We start from the raw sequence: 16,329 nt of genomic DNA, 5'->3' as shown, positions 1-16,329 counted from the left end.
AGGCTCACTGCGTCACGGCACAGCGCCCGCTCATTGAGACCTCATTCTTACTTGTCCTGTCCGCATCTGCACCAGCCGCTCAACCAGCTCAGACTGCTCTTAAAGGGCAGGTTACATAGCTATTCCCCATAACAGTAAAGATATAAGAAGCAGACCTCCGGCTCTCATCAAACCTTTACTTACCTGCTGCTACTGCACTGTACTCCGGCTGAGCCGTGTACAGCATCCTGGCAGTCATACGCCAGCAATGTGAAGCTGTATTGTTCCAGTTGCAAAAGCCACTTACAGCATCTTAGATGAGCTGAGTTATGCCATGTACCTGTCATGGTTCTATGAAAAGCCAGGAGCGCAGTGATGAGCAGACAGTCAGTCAGAATATTACCCCCTGGATCCAGGGGCATAATTTGGCACGCTGGTACTGCGGACTGCATGCCTGATAAGATTTACCTTTGTTGCATCCGCGCTTTTGCTGATTAAAGGCACACAATCTTAAGCTGCGCTGCCCGCTATCGAGCTTGTGATAATTAGTTACCGCGCCAGTACAGGTCTTTTATTTACTGACAATTTAAAGTACATTACATGACAGGCAGCCTCTGCGCCTATTAATTCTCTCTGGATACAGGATGTGGCTTGATATGGGATTCTTTCATCTTGTTCAATCGCTCGTGCGCCATCGCATTACCTGGATATTACTGTTGCTTCTGGGTGTGATTCTGGAAAGTGCCGGCTTATATTTCCAGTACTACCTGCGCCTGCCTCCATGCGTTAACTGTGTCTATGAGCGTGCCTTCTATCTTTCCTTTATTGCTGCAGGACTGATTGGCTTTTTACGTCCAACCAACTTCCTGTTCCGCAACATTGCAAATCTGACCTTTCTGACGGGCAGCGCCGGTGGTGTCATCGTGGCCTTTGACCATATGACCTCCGTTTATCAGAGCGGCTTTGGAGCAGTCTGCAAGCTCAAGCCATCTTTCCCTTCATTTATGCCTCTTGATCAGTGGCTGCCATGGATGTTCTCACCTACAGCATCCTGCGAGCCTCTGGACTGGAGCCTGCTGGGCTTTACCATGCCTGAGTGGATTCTGGCCTCATTCTCCTGCGGCCTGCTGGTATCAAGCATTTTCCTGGTCAGCGAGTTTTTAAAGAGAAAGCGCAACGACTACGTCGATTTCTATATCTAAGACCAGCGTCAGCGCCTTGTCCTGTCACTAACAGCCCCGCCATATGGCGGGGTTTTGTTTTCATGGCCGGTCCAGCCACATCTCCCGCCACGCCTTTGCCTCTTAGCCTGCCCCCGGCATAATTGACTGAACTTTCTGTGTTTTTGTCAGTCATAACATCAGTGTGCAACACAGCCATAAAAATGCGCTTTTCCCGAACCACTGTGGCCAGACATGGTTTTTATCTGCGTGTCCCACCTTCTCAAAGTGATAACTGCTTAAAGACGCAGCATTGTACTTTTCTGAACATGGGCGGCGTCCCTGCCCCTGGCTATCTCTCCATACACAGTTCTCTGAGCTCTCAACATCTTATTGCAGCTCTGCCCTCAGACCTTTGCAGCCATTTGCATTATCTGCAGCACGACAGCTGCATCAGCTGCATGAATGAATGCACCGCCGCACCTCAAGCCTTTCAATGTCAGCCTCTTTGAGGCCTGCAGTAGAGCTTAAAGACAGGGACTCTGATGAAGCGCAGGCAACCATCGTGCTGCACCGCAATCCACCCTCGTGCTGCACCGCAGGCAACCCTCGTGGCAAACCGCAGCCCACCTGGCGGAGGCAGGCTGCGCTGTGGCAGCCAGTGCTCTGGCTGTATGCGTAACAACCATGGACAGTCTGAACTCAAGCCCCTGCGCTCGGATACCTGTTGCATCCCGATCATCGATTTTCACAGCGGTAAATTTTCACGTCCAAAGCCCCGGGCGATCGCCTAATAGCTGTGCGTGTGCTAACATGCTTTGCACATGCAGATACCGGTAGAAGCTACTGTAAGCTGTCATGGGGACATTCTTACCTGATAACTCACTTAAGGTTACCTGTCAGACTGAGGTCCCTGGTTCTCTGACCATTCTTACGCCATGGTTTGGAACCGGGCACATTACCAGAATGCATTGGGCAGCACGGGCACGTCCCGTTGCCAGCAGGATAATCTGAGAGTTATCAGCACAGAATGAGGCTGAAACCCATAATGCAGGAGATTTAAATTATGGACGACGATGTCTACTACGAGTTTATTGACTCACCAGCAGGTGTCAGAACGCTTTGCAATCTGATTGAATCGCTGGGTGAGAATGACCTTATTGGTCTTGACACCGAGTTCATGCGCGTCACCTGCTACTATCCGGACTTCTCTTTACTGCAGCTGGCCATTCATGACTGCAACTATCTGGTAGATGTATGGATGCTTGAAGGTCAGGTTCAGCCCCTGATTGAAGCTCTGTGTCATACCAGAGCCATTGTGCTGGCCTTTGCCTGCTCTGAGGATATTGAGCTTCTTGCCCATGAGGCCCGCCGTATCAACTGCGACCAGATTCTCCCTGAGCGTATTTACGACCTGCAGCTGATGCTGGCTTTCTGCGGCCACAGCTATGGACGTGGTCTTAACTTTGCCCTGCAGGAATTTCTTGGTATTACCCTTGCCAAGGACTGCACCCGCTCCAACTGGACTCACCGTCCTCTGACCACTGAGCAGCTCAACTATTCAGCCCTTGATGTTGAGTATCTGGAGCCCCTGTTCCACAAAATCAGGGAAATCATCTCTGAACGTAATTTCGGTTACTTCATTGAGGAGATGAACTATATTCGCTCCCGTTATATCAGTGATGTCGATGAGGATAATGCCTATCTGGCCATCCCTGCCGCCGGTCTGCTCAATGAAAAGGAACTCAACGTTCTGCATTACCTGGCCCGTGAGCGCATGGAGCTGGCCCGTAGTGAAAACCAGGCATTAAACCGCATCATTACCTCCAAGTCCATGTGGCAGCTGGCCCGCTACATGCCACGTTCCAAAAAAGAACTGGAGCACCGTGGCGTCAAGCATGGCACCATCAGGCAGTTTGGCGATATCATTGTCAAATGGATTGCTCAGGCCCGTCAGGCTCCTATGTACCCTGATCTGACCATTCCTTATGACTACTTCTCCCATCAGCGCAGCATGCAGGAGAATTTCGAGGCTCTCAAGAGGGCTATCAGCAAGAAGCTTGAGAACAGCAATATCTGCCCTCAGGTACTGCTTAAAAAACAGCTGCTCAATGACTACTTCCGTGCCAAGGCTCTGGGACAGACTCCCCTGCTGCAGACCTCCTGGCGCCTTGATCTGTTAGGTCCTCTGGATGTTCCTCTTGAGCCCATGTCGCACAGTGCTGACAGCGACGCTCTGAGCGAACTGCCATCACCTGACTTTGTCTCCAACTACCTCAAGCTAAACCAGATGAGCGACAGCACCTACAATGCCGACGCTGCAGAGGCAGCTGACCATGGTGACTCTTCTGATATTCAGAACCGCACTCAAAGCAGCACCCCGTGACCTCATAATCCCCAATAATAAAGGCCTGTTAATACAGGCCTTTATTATTTATATCAGGGCAGTAAGGCCCGGTCATCAGGTTCAGCTCCAGTGCATATGGGGCTGCTGGAGCTCAAGCGCATGTGGCGATGCTGCATGGCCGGCCTGCACTGCCTTATCGGGGTGCTGCAGTGGCGTAGAGTTCACTGGCGTAGAGTTCACTGGCGCACAGCGGCGCAGCTGGCTAATTCCTGCTTAGCTGATAAAGGAGCCGCAGGCCTCATCAATGGCGCGCAGCTCTTCATCAGTAAATGAAGTATTGCTCATGGCCTTGAGATTGTCCTCAATCTGAGAGACCCTGGAGACACCTACCAGAACTGAAGCTACGATGCCGTCACGCAGCACCCAGGACAGAGCCATCTGAGCAAGTGACTGACCACGCTCTCTTGCTATGTTGTTGAGCTTAACAATGACATCATGGTGCTCTTTGACATCACTTTCCTTGAGGAAGCGGCCATCGTGCAGTACACGGCTGTCAGCAGTGATGCCATTGAGATAGCGATCAGAGAGCAGGCCCTGAGCCAGAGGGGAAAAGGCAATAATGCCCTTTTTGAGCTCTGCGGCCTTTTCCTTGAGGCCATTGCGCTCAATGGTGCGATCAAGGATGCTATAGCGGTTCTGGTTGATGACAAAAGGAGTATGCAGTTCACGCAGTATGGCGGTGGCACGCTCCAGAGTCGGGCCGTCGTAATTGGAAAGTCCGGCATACAGAGCCTTGCCCTGATGGACAGCAGAGGCAAGCGCACTCATGGTCTCCTCAAGGTCAGTCTCAGGATCCATGCGGTGATGGTAGAAGATATCCACATACTCAAGATCCATTCTCTTAAGGCTTTGATCAAGAGATGCCAGCAGATACTTGCGTGATCCCCAGTCGCCATAAGGACCATCCCACATGTCAAAGCCGGCCTTGGTGGATATAATGAGTTCATCACGGTAAGGACGGAAACAGCGGTTGAGTATATAACCAAAGTTGGACTCGGCAGCACCTGGCTCAGGGCCGTAATTGTTGGCCAGATCAAAGTGGGTAATGCCATGGTCAAAGCAGTAGCACAGGATATTGATCATGTCCTCCTGAGAGTTCTGATGACCAAAGTTATGCCACAGGCCCATGCTTACAGCAGGCAGCTTCAGGCCGGAGTTGCCCAGACGGTTATATACCATATCCTCATAACGGGAATCGGCAGCACGATACATTATCAGCCTCCATTGAGATAATCCCGGCAGCACCAGCGCCCCCGGAGATATACACAATAGCAAATCAGGACGCTCAGGCAAATACTCCCCCACGCCCCAGTGGCCCTTCCTCATGAAAGCACTGAACGCCATGGCAAAGCCGGGCTGACCGCCGTGACAGCACTGAACGCCATGACAAAGCTGGACTGACATCCGTGAGAGCACTGAACGCCATGACAAAGCAGGCTGACCGCCGTGACAGCAGAGCATCTTTCCCATGGCAGCGCAGACCTTATACTTCATGTCGTACATATAATGTCTAAACCTGTGACAGACTTTAAATGAGGAAAGCACTATCCCCAGCGCCACACCGCATTTAAAGACTGTCATAAGCAAGTTCCTGTGCACTTCTGCCTCATTTATAGATTGTCATAAGAAAAGCCCGTCATGCTCCCGTATCAGTTAGATTATTGTTATAGCCCTCACTTACAGACTGTATGTGTGTGAGTAAGTGAGAGAGAGAGGGTGTGTGTATTCCTGATATAATTTATAAAAGTTTTATAAAAGCATTTAGCGTATAACAGGATAGCTGACTGACTGGCGGGCTGGCTGGCTGGCTGACTGACCGGTGCAGCTCATAAGTGCTCTGCCAGCGCCCGACCCGGCTCAGATTAAAAAAACAGGTCCTGAAAAACATAAGAGCCCGTACTCATGTGAGTATGGGCTCTCTTGCTTATGGGGGGTTTGCCTTTTGGCAGGTGCTGCTGTGCAGCTGCTGGTACAGACTCACTGCAAGGCAATTGCTGCAGCTAATACAGCCAGACAGGGCTGCAGGTTCCGCTATGGCAGTGGCAACGCCAGCATCAGGGGCAGAGACCTGAACAGCAGCTGGCGGCCGCAGCTTCTGCCGTAAAGCCGGCTGCTGGTAAGGCTGCAGCTGTTATGACTTCTCGTTGAGAATCTCGAGGCGGGCTGATCCCTTCTCAGGGTCGCACAGGCACTGGTAAAGCTCACCAACTACAGGCTCGAGCTTTTCATCTATCTGGTAAGGATAGTTGACAATAAGCATGCCGCTGCCGCACATGCCGTACTCTTCCTGCTGCTCACAAACGCGCAGTTCTACCTGCAGCAGCGGACGGTTGAGGCGGCGTATCTGCTGGGTCAGATTACGGGAGTGGTCATGAAGTCGGCCCAGTACCGGATACCAGATGGCAAAAATACCCTGCTCAAAACGTCCCAGTCCCTTCTTTACCGCATCTACAGTCCAGCGGTACTCCTGCTCATTTTCATAAGGAGGATCGATAAGAATCACGCCACGCTTCTTGACAGGAGGCAGCAGTGCGGCAATGGTGTCCTGACAGGCACGAAACTCCACGCGCACATTGCGCTTGCGCTTGAAGATCTGCAGCAGGCTTTCGTACTCGGCCTTGTGGATATCATTGAGGAAAATGGTGTCGGACCTGCGGGCCAGAGCATACTCAATAAAAGGGGAGCCCGGATACATATTGCCCTTATTGGCTCCCGGCTCACTCTGAGCCTTTTCCCAGGCCTGCCAGTACTCAGGTACCAGCTCCTTTAAGCGCTCATTTTTGGCAATTTTCAGCCAGCCGCTGGCAAATTCGCTGTTTTTGCGGGCAAAAGCCGAGGTCATGTCGTAGATACCGGCACCGGCATGAGTGTCGATAACTGTATAAGGCTTATCCTTGTCATTGAGGGCACGCATGATAAGACACAGCACCATGTGCTTAAGCACATCAGCATGATTGCCGGCATGAAAGCCGTGACGATAACTGAGCATTACCTGCTCCTCCCAGAAACATTATTATCAGACAGCAAAAAACAGTACAGGACAGTGCACGACTGGCCCCGAAAGAACACGACAGCATCTTGCCCCACAGGAGCACCGCAGGGACCTGGCCCTTGCAGCGCAGAGCACAGTGCGCCGTGTTCAGCTGCGCTTTGCCCCATATGCTGCGGCGCTGCGTAAGCCGCCATGGCCAGCCATATTGCCAGGTCCCATAGCTGGTACTGTGGCCAGAGGTAAACAAAGCTCATGGCCCGTCCCATGGCATGGACAGCCAGCACCAGCACGGCGCCAGCATGGCTCCTGCGTGGCGGCAGCTTGGCTCCTGCGTGGCGGCAGCGTGGCAGCCGCATTGCGCCAGCATGGCAGCTGCGGGCTTATCAGGCGTTCTGAGCCTCTTCAAGCTCAGTGGTCAGCTCCAGCCACAGCTCTTCGGCTGCCTCCTTTTCGCCCTCCAGGCGGGCGCGCTCTAAAATCAGCGCCTCAAGCTCATCCTTTTTACCCTCATAAAGAGAGCTGTCGGCCATGCGCTCATCAATTTCGGCAAGACGCTTTTCACAGCTGGCCATGAGCTTTTCCTGAGCTTCAATCTTGAGCTTCAAAGGACGCAGAGCGGCACGCTTCTGAGCCTCAAGCTGCTTTTGCTCACGGCTCTTGTAAGAAGAGGTGCTTGCAGACGGGGCAGCTGCTGCAGCCTGATGGCTGCCGCCCCGGGCGGCATTGGCAGCAGCCTGCTGGGCCTCGCGGAACTCACGGGCACGGCGCAGCAGATACTCCTGGTAATCATTAAGATCGCCGTCGAACTCGCCTACCTTACCCTGATCAACCAGCCACAGCTTGTCAGCAATAGCCTCAACCAGATGGCGATCGTGCGATACCAGCACCAGAGCACCTGAGTATGAGGCAAGAGCTACAGACAGAGCCTCACGCATTTCCAAATCTAGGTGGTTGGTAGGTTCGTCAAGCAGCAGCAGATTTGGTTTCTGATAGGCAATCATGGCCAGCGCCAGACGGGCCTGTTCACCACCTGACATGGTACCTGCGTTGTCAAAGACTCTGTCGCCCTTAAAAGCAAAGGAGCCCAGGAAGGTACGCAGATCCTTTTCTTTGGCATCAGGGTCAATGCGCCACAGATGCCACAGGGCATTCTGATCTTCATTGAGAGACTCAAGTTCATGCTGGGCAAAGTAACCAATCTTGATACCCTTGCCAATGGCGACCTCACCTGAAAGAGGCTGCAGCTCGCCTACCAGGGTCTTAATAAGAGTGGACTTGCCCTGACCGTTCTTACCGAGCAGAGCAATACGGTCGCCGCTGAGCAGTTGCAGATTGACCTTGCTCAGCACCACCTCAGGCCCCGAAGCAGTGCCGCCAGCGGCACCCTCTGCGCCGGCAGCAGCGCCCCTGCTGCCTGCAGCTGAGAAATCATCAGGGTCATCACCTGAAGAGGCGCTGGCCCTGGCACGGGCAGGATAACCGGCATTGAGATCCTTGAGCGAGGCAATCACAGCCGGAGTACGGTCAGGCTCAGGGAAGGAGAATGAAAATGGAGATTCTTCCTGAGTTACAGCTGTAAGCTGCATGCGATCCATGGCCTTCATCAGGGACTGGGCCTGCTTGGCCTTGGTGGCCTTGGCGCGGAAACGGTCAATAAAGCTCTGCATATGAGCCAGAATGGCCTCTTCACGACGGCGGGCCGCCTTCTGGGCACGGATACGCTCGGCACGAATGCGCTCATAGGCTGAGTAATTGCCCGGATAGAGGACGACCTTGCCCTCTTCAAAGTGCAGAATGTGGTCGGCAAAGCTGTCCAGGAAGTCACGATCGTGGGAAATACAAAGCAGGGTGCCTTCGTAATTTTTAAGATAGTTCTGCAGGAACAGTACTGTGTCCAGATCAAGGTGATTGGTAGGCTCGTCAAGCAGGAGCAGATCTGATTTGTAAATCAGAGCCTGAGCAAGGTTAAGACGCATACGCCAGCCACCGGAAAACTCACGTACCGGACGGTCAAGCTCATCAGGACCAAAACCAAGGCCCAGCAGCAGGGCACCGGTACGGGCCTTTAAGGTCCAGTAACCGGCAAGACCCAGCTCATCTTCAATCAGAGCTATCTTTTCACCATCATTGCTGTCCCAGGCACGGCTGCGGCGCTCGAGCAGCTCATTTACTGTCTTGTCGCCCTGCATTACATAATCAAGAGCAGAGATCTCAAGAGCCGGGGTCTTCTGAGCTACGGTGGCTGTCTTGAGATTGCGCGGCATGCCTATGCTGCCCTGCTCAGGAGCAACCTCACCCTGCAAGGCAGCAAACAGAGTTGATTTGCCACAGCCGTTACGACCGATAATGCCCACTTTCTGTCCTGAAAGTATGGTTGCTGTAGCGTTTTCAATGAGCACACGGGTGCCACGCATTATTGTCAGATCTTGCAGGGAAATCATAAACCGGAACCACTTATGGCCCGTCAGCTCCACGGGACAGCCGGCAGACATTTACCTGCCGGATTACCTGATTACGCTGAACGCGCCTTGCCTGAAAATACGGAAAAAATCGCGCCCATTATAGCGCAACGGGGCCTGCCCGCCTAATCACAGAAGGTGACAGGCGGGCAGGCCCCGCAAAGTATCAGTGGCTGTTATAAGGACAGCCTGTCAGACGCCAGAGCATCATGCCAGGCAGCTGCTCTGGCGTCTGCCCCGGCATAAGCCCTGGCGTCTGCTATGGCATCACCCCATGCAGCTGCAACAGAAGCTGAGTCAGCAGCTGCAGCCTCAGGCGCTCCGTTCAGGAGCGCCATGGGACGCTGCTGCTGTGAGCCGCACGCTTAATTGTGCAGACGACGGTAGGTCTGGCTTAAGGTAATGCCATCCTCAGTACGGATAATACGCAGAGTGAGGGCAGCCTTGTCGCCGGTCTTCTTTACCTGGGACACTACCAGATAAGGAATGGATGAGGCACGGCACTGATGAATAAGGCTTGGAAGAATAGTGGCTGAACCAATGTTCTGCGAAATGATGTTATTGAGATTTACTGTAGCAGGTACCACCTTGAACAGAGTACTGTCAGACAGTCCGTCCTGAAGAGCTGAGCTCAGATCACGCATGCAGTCCTGGTACTCACTATCAATAATGGTTGGTGCCACGTAGATATTGCCACCTTCATTGCGCAGACGGGCTGCCAGATCCTTAATCAGAGCACGGGCTACACCGCTGGCCTCAAGGTTCATCTGAGGGGCGCATGAGGCTGAACCCAGCTCGGATTCGGAGCTGTAGGCCGGTACCTGAGATGGCATGCCGCCCTGGCCTGCAACTCCAGCCACGCCCGCCCCGGCAGCTGCACTGGCGCCTGCCACAGTAACTCCAGCCTGATGAGCGGTGTTGTCCTCATCAAGGTCGGTAATAAAAGGGGCCTGCTCGTCAGACTCGGAGAGCTGTACCTCCTTAACTGAAGTGTAAGGGTCTGCAGCTCCCAGCAGAGCATTGTGGGACTGAGGAGCATTTTCCAGACGATCGGCAAGGGAAACACCCTGACGTACCGCTCTTGGATTGGACTGCATGTTTACCGGACCGCCGGCATCAGATGACAGCTCGCTTAACAGCTGGGCATCAGACATCTGCGGCTCCTGAGCCTGCTGCTCTTTGGCCGCTGCGTCCTGAGCTACCGGACGCTTCCCGTCCTCGCCAAAAGAAGTCAGATCATTAATGCTCTGGCAGCCGCTCATGCCAGCACCGAGCACAAATGCGGCACAGACCAGTCCCAATGTCACTTTTTGCACGACAGTTTTTCCTCAAACACAAATAATATCCACCACAGCGCACCATTAACCACCTGCGTCCCATGCCTGCCCCGGCACAGTCCAGCACCTGCCCATTACCAGCTCTACAGGCATATCAGACCAGACCGGCATTCAGGCACAATCTGGCCTGAAGCTGACCATCATATTGTACTGTGAGCCCCTGCAAGGCAGGACAGCACCGGGGCAGGTCTGCTCCCTGACTCGGACCCTGGCCCGACAGGCAGACAATACCTGCTCAGGTAAGAGCGGCTTTTCAGCCCGGGCTGTCCAGAGCAGCATGCCTTTTCAGCCCGGCAGGCCCAGGGCTGCATGGTTTTTCAGCACAGGCCGCCCAGGACAGTATGGCATTTAAGCCCGGGAGCCCCAGGGCTGCATAGTCATTATCAGCCAGGGAAGCCCAGACCGCCTAACTTGCCACCGGCCAGCAGATGCATGTGGATGTGGTAAACCTCCTGACCACCATCAGGACCGCAGTTGACGATCAGACGGTAGCCGGACTTCTCAACACCCAGCTCAGTGGCGATTTTACGGGCTACAGTGAAAAGATGGCCCATTACAGCCTCATCTTCAGGCTCAACATCAGAGACAGTAGGAATTGGCTTGTTAGGCACGATAAGAATGTGGTTTTCAGCCTTTGGGCTGATGTCCTTAAAGGCAGTGACAGTGTCGTCACGGTACACAATCTCAGAAGGAATCTCACCCTTTATAATCTTTTCAAAAATGGTTGGTTCAGCCATGGTTATTACCTTAATTTTCCCAAGTATCCACCCTTTGCCTTAGATTACACCTGGTCAAAGCACAGCCCCGGAAGCGCCGCCTGACGCCGCAGGTCGCGCTCCCGCTGTCCTGCAGGACAGCTCTGTTAGGCCAGGTCCAGCAAGGCCATGAAAACATGGCAGTTAAGGCATAAGCGCCCCGCAGCACAGGCAAATAGTGCCTGGGCTCGCACTGGGTGGGAAGCAAAAGAATACTGAGCGCAGCAGCGCCCGGGCCGGCATTCAGTCCCTTTATGGGGGTGCGACCTTACAGTCGCTGCCGGGCCTTTCAGGCCTGTGCACATGGGGCAGCAGCGCTGCCATGCATAAAGCTCATAAGACAGATGCTGCATCATACACAGCCTCAGGAGACTCAGACGCGGCGCCATCGCACGAGCATGCGCCCCACATTATAGCAAAGCACATAATGCCCGGCCCCACTGCACCGGCCCGGAACCGCTGCCGCCGCATGCCCGCTCAGGGCACAGTGCGGCGCAACGCCCACAACTGCCCGTCGCTCGTGACCTGCCTTACATGCTCACAGCTTGTCTGTGCTCGTCACCTGCCTTACAGGCTTACAGCTTTGCGCTGTTCATGACCTGTCTTACATGCTCACAGCTTTGCGCTGTTCATGACCTGTCTTACATGCTCACAGCTTTGCGCTGTTCATGACCTGTCTTACTTACTCATAACTTGCTTATGCTCATAACCTGCCTTAGCTGCGCTCACAGCTTGCCTGTGCTTACAGCCTGACACTGCTCGTGACCGATATTCTGTGCTCATAAACAGCTTATGCTCATGACCTGCCTGGACATTGAGCTTGCCTGTGCTGATTCAGGACTGCAAGCTCAGCCTCACCGCCTGCCCTCCTGAGCAGGCCTGACACAGTTTGCGCTGCAGCCCGTATCAGTACCTTTTGCCTGCGTATGGTCACGAAGTATGCTTCTGGCAACATAAACTGCCCCAAATGAACGGGCCGAATGACAGGGCATAACGCTCTTTTGCCGGGCACTCAATCAGCCCGTGAGCCACTGTTTTATCGCCCTTTAGGGCGGTTGCATCATGTTTTTTAAATCATGCGTAATTTTGTTATATAACGGCAGGGGCTGGTTCGCCTGAGGGACTTGACATATGGGCTCTGTGGCTGAGGATGCGACCACTGTGGGAAAACAGATGCAGGTTCACTTATAAGCAAGGGCTGACAGACAGGGAGCGTGCATGCCCGGTGGGGGTCAGCTCTTATGGCCCTGCAGCCCCCTTAATATGGCGGTCAGCTGCGGGCTGTGAGGCTAAGAATGTGGACAGTTGCTGCCTGGTGCTTAATGTAAGGGCACATTATTTTTTGCAAAAATTTAATCAACACTCAGGACCCCATATACAGGGCATTTGGTGAAATGACAGGGCCATTTTATGAGCTTTGGGCGTCCTGGAATTTGCCATGGGCATTTGCTACCATGAGCCCGCCGGACAAATAAAATTTATCATCTATCCGGCAACGCTGCCGTGAAAACGGCACTGGTTATCCATTGTTTCTTGCAAAGGACAGAGTTCATGGTCACTAGACTTAAGCCCGTCAATGGCGTAGTTGGTGAAGGCGTCAAGTTTGATCGCATTCGCCGCATTACCGGTTATCTCGTAGGCACACTTGACCGTTTCAATGATGGCAAGCGCGCCGAAGAGCACGACCGCGTAAAGCACAGCTTCAACAAAGTCAGCTGACAGGTTTGCGCACTCAGCTCCGGGACCGCAGCTCATGGTAAGTTCAGAGGGCTTAACAGTCTCCCTGTCAAATACTGTCAACTGCGCGCCCGGCGTCCTCTGAAAGCATCCTTTGCATACCTGTAGCAGCCTTAAGGCAGCTGCAGGCCAGGACCTGACTCCAGGTAAAGGGCTGAACATTCAGCCTGAAACCTGGGAGACAGCCCCCAGGCAAAGGCAAGGGCTCTGTGGACAGATTTTAACTGCCCCGGCCTGCTGCTTTCAGTAATCAGAAGGTCTCCTGATACGGTATTAATGCCGCTTCAGGAGACCTTTTGTCATTTCCGGGCCGCCCTTTTGCGCTACAATGCATCAGCCCTCCGCCCGGACAGCCCTGCAGCCATGCCTGCAGAGCATACAGCACCGCCGCTGCATGCGCCCCTGTACATGTGCCCGAACTGGTCCCTGGCTCAGACCAGGCGTGCATGGTCGTGCACATGGCCTGAGGGCAGTACCTTAATGTTTGAAAACTCCTGGAGCAATTAACAGCATATGACCTTTTTAGTTGATTCCCATTGCCATCTGGCATCCCTGACCTTTGAGGGCAAGGGACCAAAATCTCTTGGCGAGGCCATGGCCCGTGCCCGTGGCTGTGGTGTAACCCATATGCTTTCTGTTGCCTGCACCATTGAAGATTATGATCGCATGATGAAGATCATTGAGCCTTATGACGGTATCTTCAATTCCTGCGGCATTCATCCTCTCAATCTTGAGGAGGCAGGCAACTGGACTGAAGAGCAGCTGCTTGAGTGCCTCAAGCACGAAAAGTGTATTGCCCTTGGTGAAACTGGCCTTGATTACTTCTATGCATCTGAGACCCGTGATGCCCAGCTGGACTCCTTTGCCCGTCAGATTGACCTTGCCAATGAGGTCAAAAAGCCGCTGATTATCCATGCCCGCTCAGCCCATCACGACACAGTGGCTCTGATGCGTGAGCATAATGCCCGTGACTGTGGCGGCGTTATGCACTGCTTCTGCGACGGAGTGGAAATGGCCCGTGAGTGCCTTGATCTGGGCTTTTACATCTCATTTTCCGGCATTGCCACTTTCAAGGCCGCTGACAATGTCCGTGAGGTGCTTGAATATGTGCCTCTTGATCGCATCATGGTGGAAACCGACTGCCCATACCTGGCTCCGGTACCGGTACGCGGCATGGACAATGAGCCGGCCTTTGTCCGCTACACTCTTGAGTTTGTTGCTGACTTCAAGAAAACCGCCCCTTCAGAAATGGCCCGCATTACCTCCGAAAACTTCCAGAAGTGCTTCAATGTCACATTAAGCGAGCCATCAGCTGACAACATCCCGGAAAAGGACGTCTCCACCTACAAGATTGACTCCCTTTTTGGCAAAGGCTGGCCTTGCTGACCGTTCCCATGGCCCGGCAGGCCTGATCTGCCAAAGCCTGCAGCGCCTGCTCACCTGAGCTCCCGGACAGGACCGGCACTGCAGCCATCTGCTGCCGGGCGCCACAGCGCTCACCGGCCCGGCCCTGGTCTAGCCCCGGCCTGGTGCCTGGCAGTACCTTGCTGAAATGAGAAATAAGGCCCCTGGACCTTGCGGTTCAGGGGCCTTGATCATTGCAGGCAAATACAAATCTGTCATAAGGCAGCGCCGTCCGGGGTGTCAGGTATCAGGTCGCCTGACTTACCTGCTCCGGCGGGCGGCGCTGCTGCGGTCCGCCCTGGTCTTAGCTTTCAGGGTCGACGGCAGCGGAGCTGCGTGCTGGAGCGGCTTCGGCACTGCCGGGCTGGCCAATGTTGGACTGAGCAATGTCAGTGGTACCGGACTCACAGCCCTGCTGGTGTTCGCGGGCCTTTTGCTCGAGCTTGCGGGCGCGGCTTTGCTCAAGCTTTTCCATCATGTTCTTATAGAAAGTGCCATTGAGCCTGTAGTAGCGGAAGTAGATGATGATGGTGGCCAGAATCAGAATTGAGGAGACTATGAACATTACTACTCTCAGGCCTAAAATGGTCTCCTCACTCTGAGGTACATTTGGTACATAACCTACAAAGGACAGAGTAAGTGAGGAGGTAAAGCCGGCCAGAGCACCTGCCATCTTGGCAGTCATGGTCTGCATGGAGAACACAATGGACTCGGAGCGGGTATCGAACTTGTACTCACCGTAATCTACGGTGTCAGCCAGCATTACAGTGGTACATACCAGGGTGAAGGCAGAACCTGCAGAACCAAGGCAGTACAGGGCACCTGCTACAAAGATATTGCTGTCAGCATGAGAGCCTGCCACGAACAGACCGAAGTAACCGGTAATCACCATGCAGGCAGAGCCGATGAAGACGAACTTGCGGGAAGTGCGCTGCACAATTAAAGGGAAGGAAAGGAAAGCGACAAACTGGGCAATAGCACCGGCACCCATGAAGTAAGGGTAGATGTCCTGATTGTTCAGGATATACTTGAAGTAGTAGATAATGGTGCCATTAACCAGGTTCTGAGCCATGTTATTAATGACGGTAAGGATAATAATCACTACCAGCTGATCGTTTTTGAACAGCAGAGTCAGCATGTCGCGGATAGTGATCTTTTTCTGAACTGGTGGAGTTACGTGCTCACGAACGTTTACGGCACAGACAATGGAGCCGCTCAGGAAACAGGCCACTACAATCATGGCAAAGCGCCAGTAACCGTCAGCCTCGGTAGCACCAATTCCGGTACCAAGCCAGGTAATCAGCGGCAGACCGAAAATAACCACGCACTGACCGCCAATCATCGAGCATGTGCGGGGAATTACGGCAATCACATCACGCTCGCGGGGATCAGAGCTGATAGCCGGAATAAGAGACCAGAAAGGAATGTCGATAACAGTGAAGGTCATGCCCCACAGAATGTAGAACACGCCGCACCAGATCATGACCCCGACTGGAGAAAGAATCTGGGATGGGTCAAAGAAAAGAAAAGGAATGATGGCGGCATTGATAACAGCGCCAATGAAAATCCATGGACGGAACTTGCCCCAGCGGGTCTTGGTGTTATCAACAATAAAACCCATCAGCGGATCATTGAAAGCATCCCAGAGGCGGGCAAAAAGAAAGAGAAAAGCCACGTAGGCCGGACTCAGACCAACCACGTCAGTAAAGAACACCATAAGATAGGCATTCATAAACCAGAAGGAGGTTGATTTGCCAAGGGCACCTATACCAAACGATGCCTTTTCTTTCAAAGGAACTGATGAGCTCATAATTGACTCCATAGACAAGGATTTAAGGGCACAACCTGCAGGAACTGATACTCCAGCCTGTTCCTGGTTTCCATCAATCAGCAGTCTGCCTGCCAGCCGGCAAGCTTGCTGGCCTGCCAGTTTGAATGCCTGCCTGCCAGGCTGACTGTCATCCTGTCAGCTGTAAGCCCGCCAGTCTTGCTGAGTGACGTCTGACCAGCTGACCAGCTGACGACCGCATCAATACTGACCGAATGACTGAACTGCCTGAAGCAACAGCCAGTGCTGTGTTCTGCATAAGGCAGCTGTC

General features: G+C 53.4%; 11 protein-coding genes. 4 read left to right on the top strand and 7 right to left on the bottom strand.

The features are described 5' to 3' along the window. Positions 1–635 precede the first annotated feature (635 nt). Both dsbB and MXE41_RS00320 read left to right on the top strand, forming a co-directional pair. On the top strand, positions 636–1,181 hold the full coding sequence (dsbB, locus tag MXE41_RS00325; RefSeq protein WP_246978193.1) for a disulfide bond formation protein DsbB: 546 nt from the start codon (positions 636–638) through the stop codon (positions 1,179–1,181). Positions 1,182–2,205: 1,024 nt separating this feature from the next. After that, on the top strand, positions 2,206–3,525 hold the full coding sequence (locus MXE41_RS00320) for an HRDC domain-containing protein (protein WP_247098958.1): 1,320 nt from the start codon (positions 2,206–2,208) through the stop codon (positions 3,523–3,525). A 234-nt stretch (positions 3,526–3,759) separates the two neighbouring features. Here MXE41_RS00320 and MXE41_RS00315 read toward each other — a convergent pair whose 3' ends face one another. The 6 genes from MXE41_RS00315 to MXE41_RS00290 form a co-directional block, all read right to left on the bottom strand. Beyond that, positions 3,760–4,758: an aldo/keto reductase gene (locus MXE41_RS00315; protein ID WP_247098957.1), complete on the bottom strand. Its 999-nt coding sequence runs from the start codon at positions 4,756–4,758 to the stop codon at positions 3,760–3,762. A 919-nt stretch (positions 4,759–5,677) separates the two neighbouring features. Further along, entirely contained in the window at positions 5,678–6,535 is an 858-nt protein-coding gene (gene rlmJ / locus MXE41_RS00310; RefSeq protein WP_247098956.1) for a 23S rRNA (adenine(2030)-N(6))-methyltransferase RlmJ, read from the bottom strand. Between the two features lie 386 nt (positions 6,536–6,921). Then, on the bottom strand, positions 6,922–8,979 hold the full coding sequence (gene abc-f, locus MXE41_RS00305; RefSeq protein WP_247098955.1) for a ribosomal protection-like ABC-F family protein: 2,058 nt from the start codon (positions 8,977–8,979) through the stop codon (positions 6,922–6,924). 194 nt (positions 8,980–9,173) lie between these two features. Then, positions 9,174–9,335, bottom strand: coding sequence for a hypothetical protein (locus tag MXE41_RS00300; RefSeq protein WP_247098954.1), 162 nt, complete (start codon positions 9,333–9,335; stop codon positions 9,174–9,176). Positions 9,336–9,362: 27 nt separating this feature from the next. Next, positions 9,363–10,313 carry a hypothetical protein gene (locus tag MXE41_RS00295; RefSeq protein ID WP_247098953.1) on the bottom strand — a complete coding sequence of 317 codons (951 nt, stop codon included), beginning with the start codon at positions 10,311–10,313 and terminating at the stop codon, positions 9,363–9,365. Positions 10,314–10,717: 404 nt separating this feature from the next. Further along, positions 10,718–11,071, bottom strand: a complete 354-nt coding sequence (locus MXE41_RS00290; RefSeq protein ID WP_246978199.1) for a histidine triad nucleotide-binding protein — start codon at positions 11,069–11,071, stop codon at positions 10,718–10,720. A gap of 1,569 nt (positions 11,072–12,640) precedes the next feature. Between MXE41_RS00290 and nrdD the strand changes: the two genes are divergently transcribed. Next, entirely contained in the window at positions 12,641–12,808 is a 168-nt protein-coding gene (gene nrdD, locus MXE41_RS00285) for an anaerobic ribonucleoside-triphosphate reductase (protein WP_246978200.1), read from the top strand. Positions 12,809–13,339: 531 nt separating this feature from the next. Then, complete coding sequence (locus MXE41_RS00280) at positions 13,340–14,212, top strand: TatD family hydrolase (protein ID WP_247098952.1); 873 nt, start codon at positions 13,340–13,342, stop codon at positions 14,210–14,212. A 322-nt stretch (positions 14,213–14,534) separates the two neighbouring features. Here the strand turns inward: MXE41_RS00280 and melB are convergent, their stop codons facing one another. Further along, positions 14,535–16,040 (bottom strand): melibiose:sodium transporter MelB, encoded by a 1,506-nt coding sequence (gene melB, locus MXE41_RS00275; protein ID WP_247098951.1) that lies wholly within the window; start codon positions 16,038–16,040, stop codon positions 14,535–14,537. Positions 16,041–16,329 lie beyond the last annotated feature (289 nt).

The sequence above is a fragment of the Anaerobiospirillum sp. NML120449 genome (assembly GCF_023051105.1).
Taxonomy (GTDB): domain Bacteria; phylum Pseudomonadota; class Gammaproteobacteria; order Enterobacterales; family Succinivibrionaceae; genus Anaerobiospirillum.
The sequence above is the reverse complement of the archived record's forward strand: the minus strand, read 5'-3'. Positions and strand labels throughout refer to the sequence as shown.

What these genes read in the sequence shown, in the direction of transcription:
- dsbB (WP_246978193.1), top strand. Translation starts at nt 636, where the DNA reads ATGGGATTCTTTCATCTTGTTCAATCGCTCGTGCGCCATCGCATTACC.
- MXE41_RS00320 (WP_247098958.1), top strand. Translation starts at nt 2,206, where the DNA reads ATGGACGACGATGTCTACTACGAGTTTATTGACTCACCAGCAGGTGTC.
- MXE41_RS00315 (WP_247098957.1), bottom strand. Translation starts at nt 4,758, where the DNA reads ATGTATCGTGCTGCCGATTCCCGTTATGAGGATATGGTATATAACCGT.
- rlmJ (WP_247098956.1), bottom strand. Translation starts at nt 6,535, where the DNA reads ATGCTCAGTTATCGTCACGGCTTTCATGCCGGCAATCATGCTGATGTG.
- abc-f (WP_247098955.1), bottom strand. Translation starts at nt 8,979, where the DNA reads ATGATTTCCCTGCAAGATCTGACAATAATGCGTGGCACCCGTGTGCTC.
- MXE41_RS00300 (WP_247098954.1), bottom strand. Translation starts at nt 9,335, where the DNA reads ATGGCGCTCCTGAACGGAGCGCCTGAGGCTGCAGCTGCTGACTCAGCT.
- MXE41_RS00290 (WP_246978199.1), bottom strand. Translation starts at nt 11,071, where the DNA reads ATGGCTGAACCAACCATTTTTGAAAAGATTATAAAGGGTGAGATTCCT.
- nrdD (WP_246978200.1), top strand. Translation starts at nt 12,641, where the DNA reads ATGGTCACTAGACTTAAGCCCGTCAATGGCGTAGTTGGTGAAGGCGTC.
- MXE41_RS00280 (WP_247098952.1), top strand. Translation starts at nt 13,340, where the DNA reads ATGACCTTTTTAGTTGATTCCCATTGCCATCTGGCATCCCTGACCTTT.
- melB (WP_247098951.1), bottom strand. Translation starts at nt 16,040, where the DNA reads ATGAGCTCATCAGTTCCTTTGAAAGAAAAGGCATCGTTTGGTATAGGT.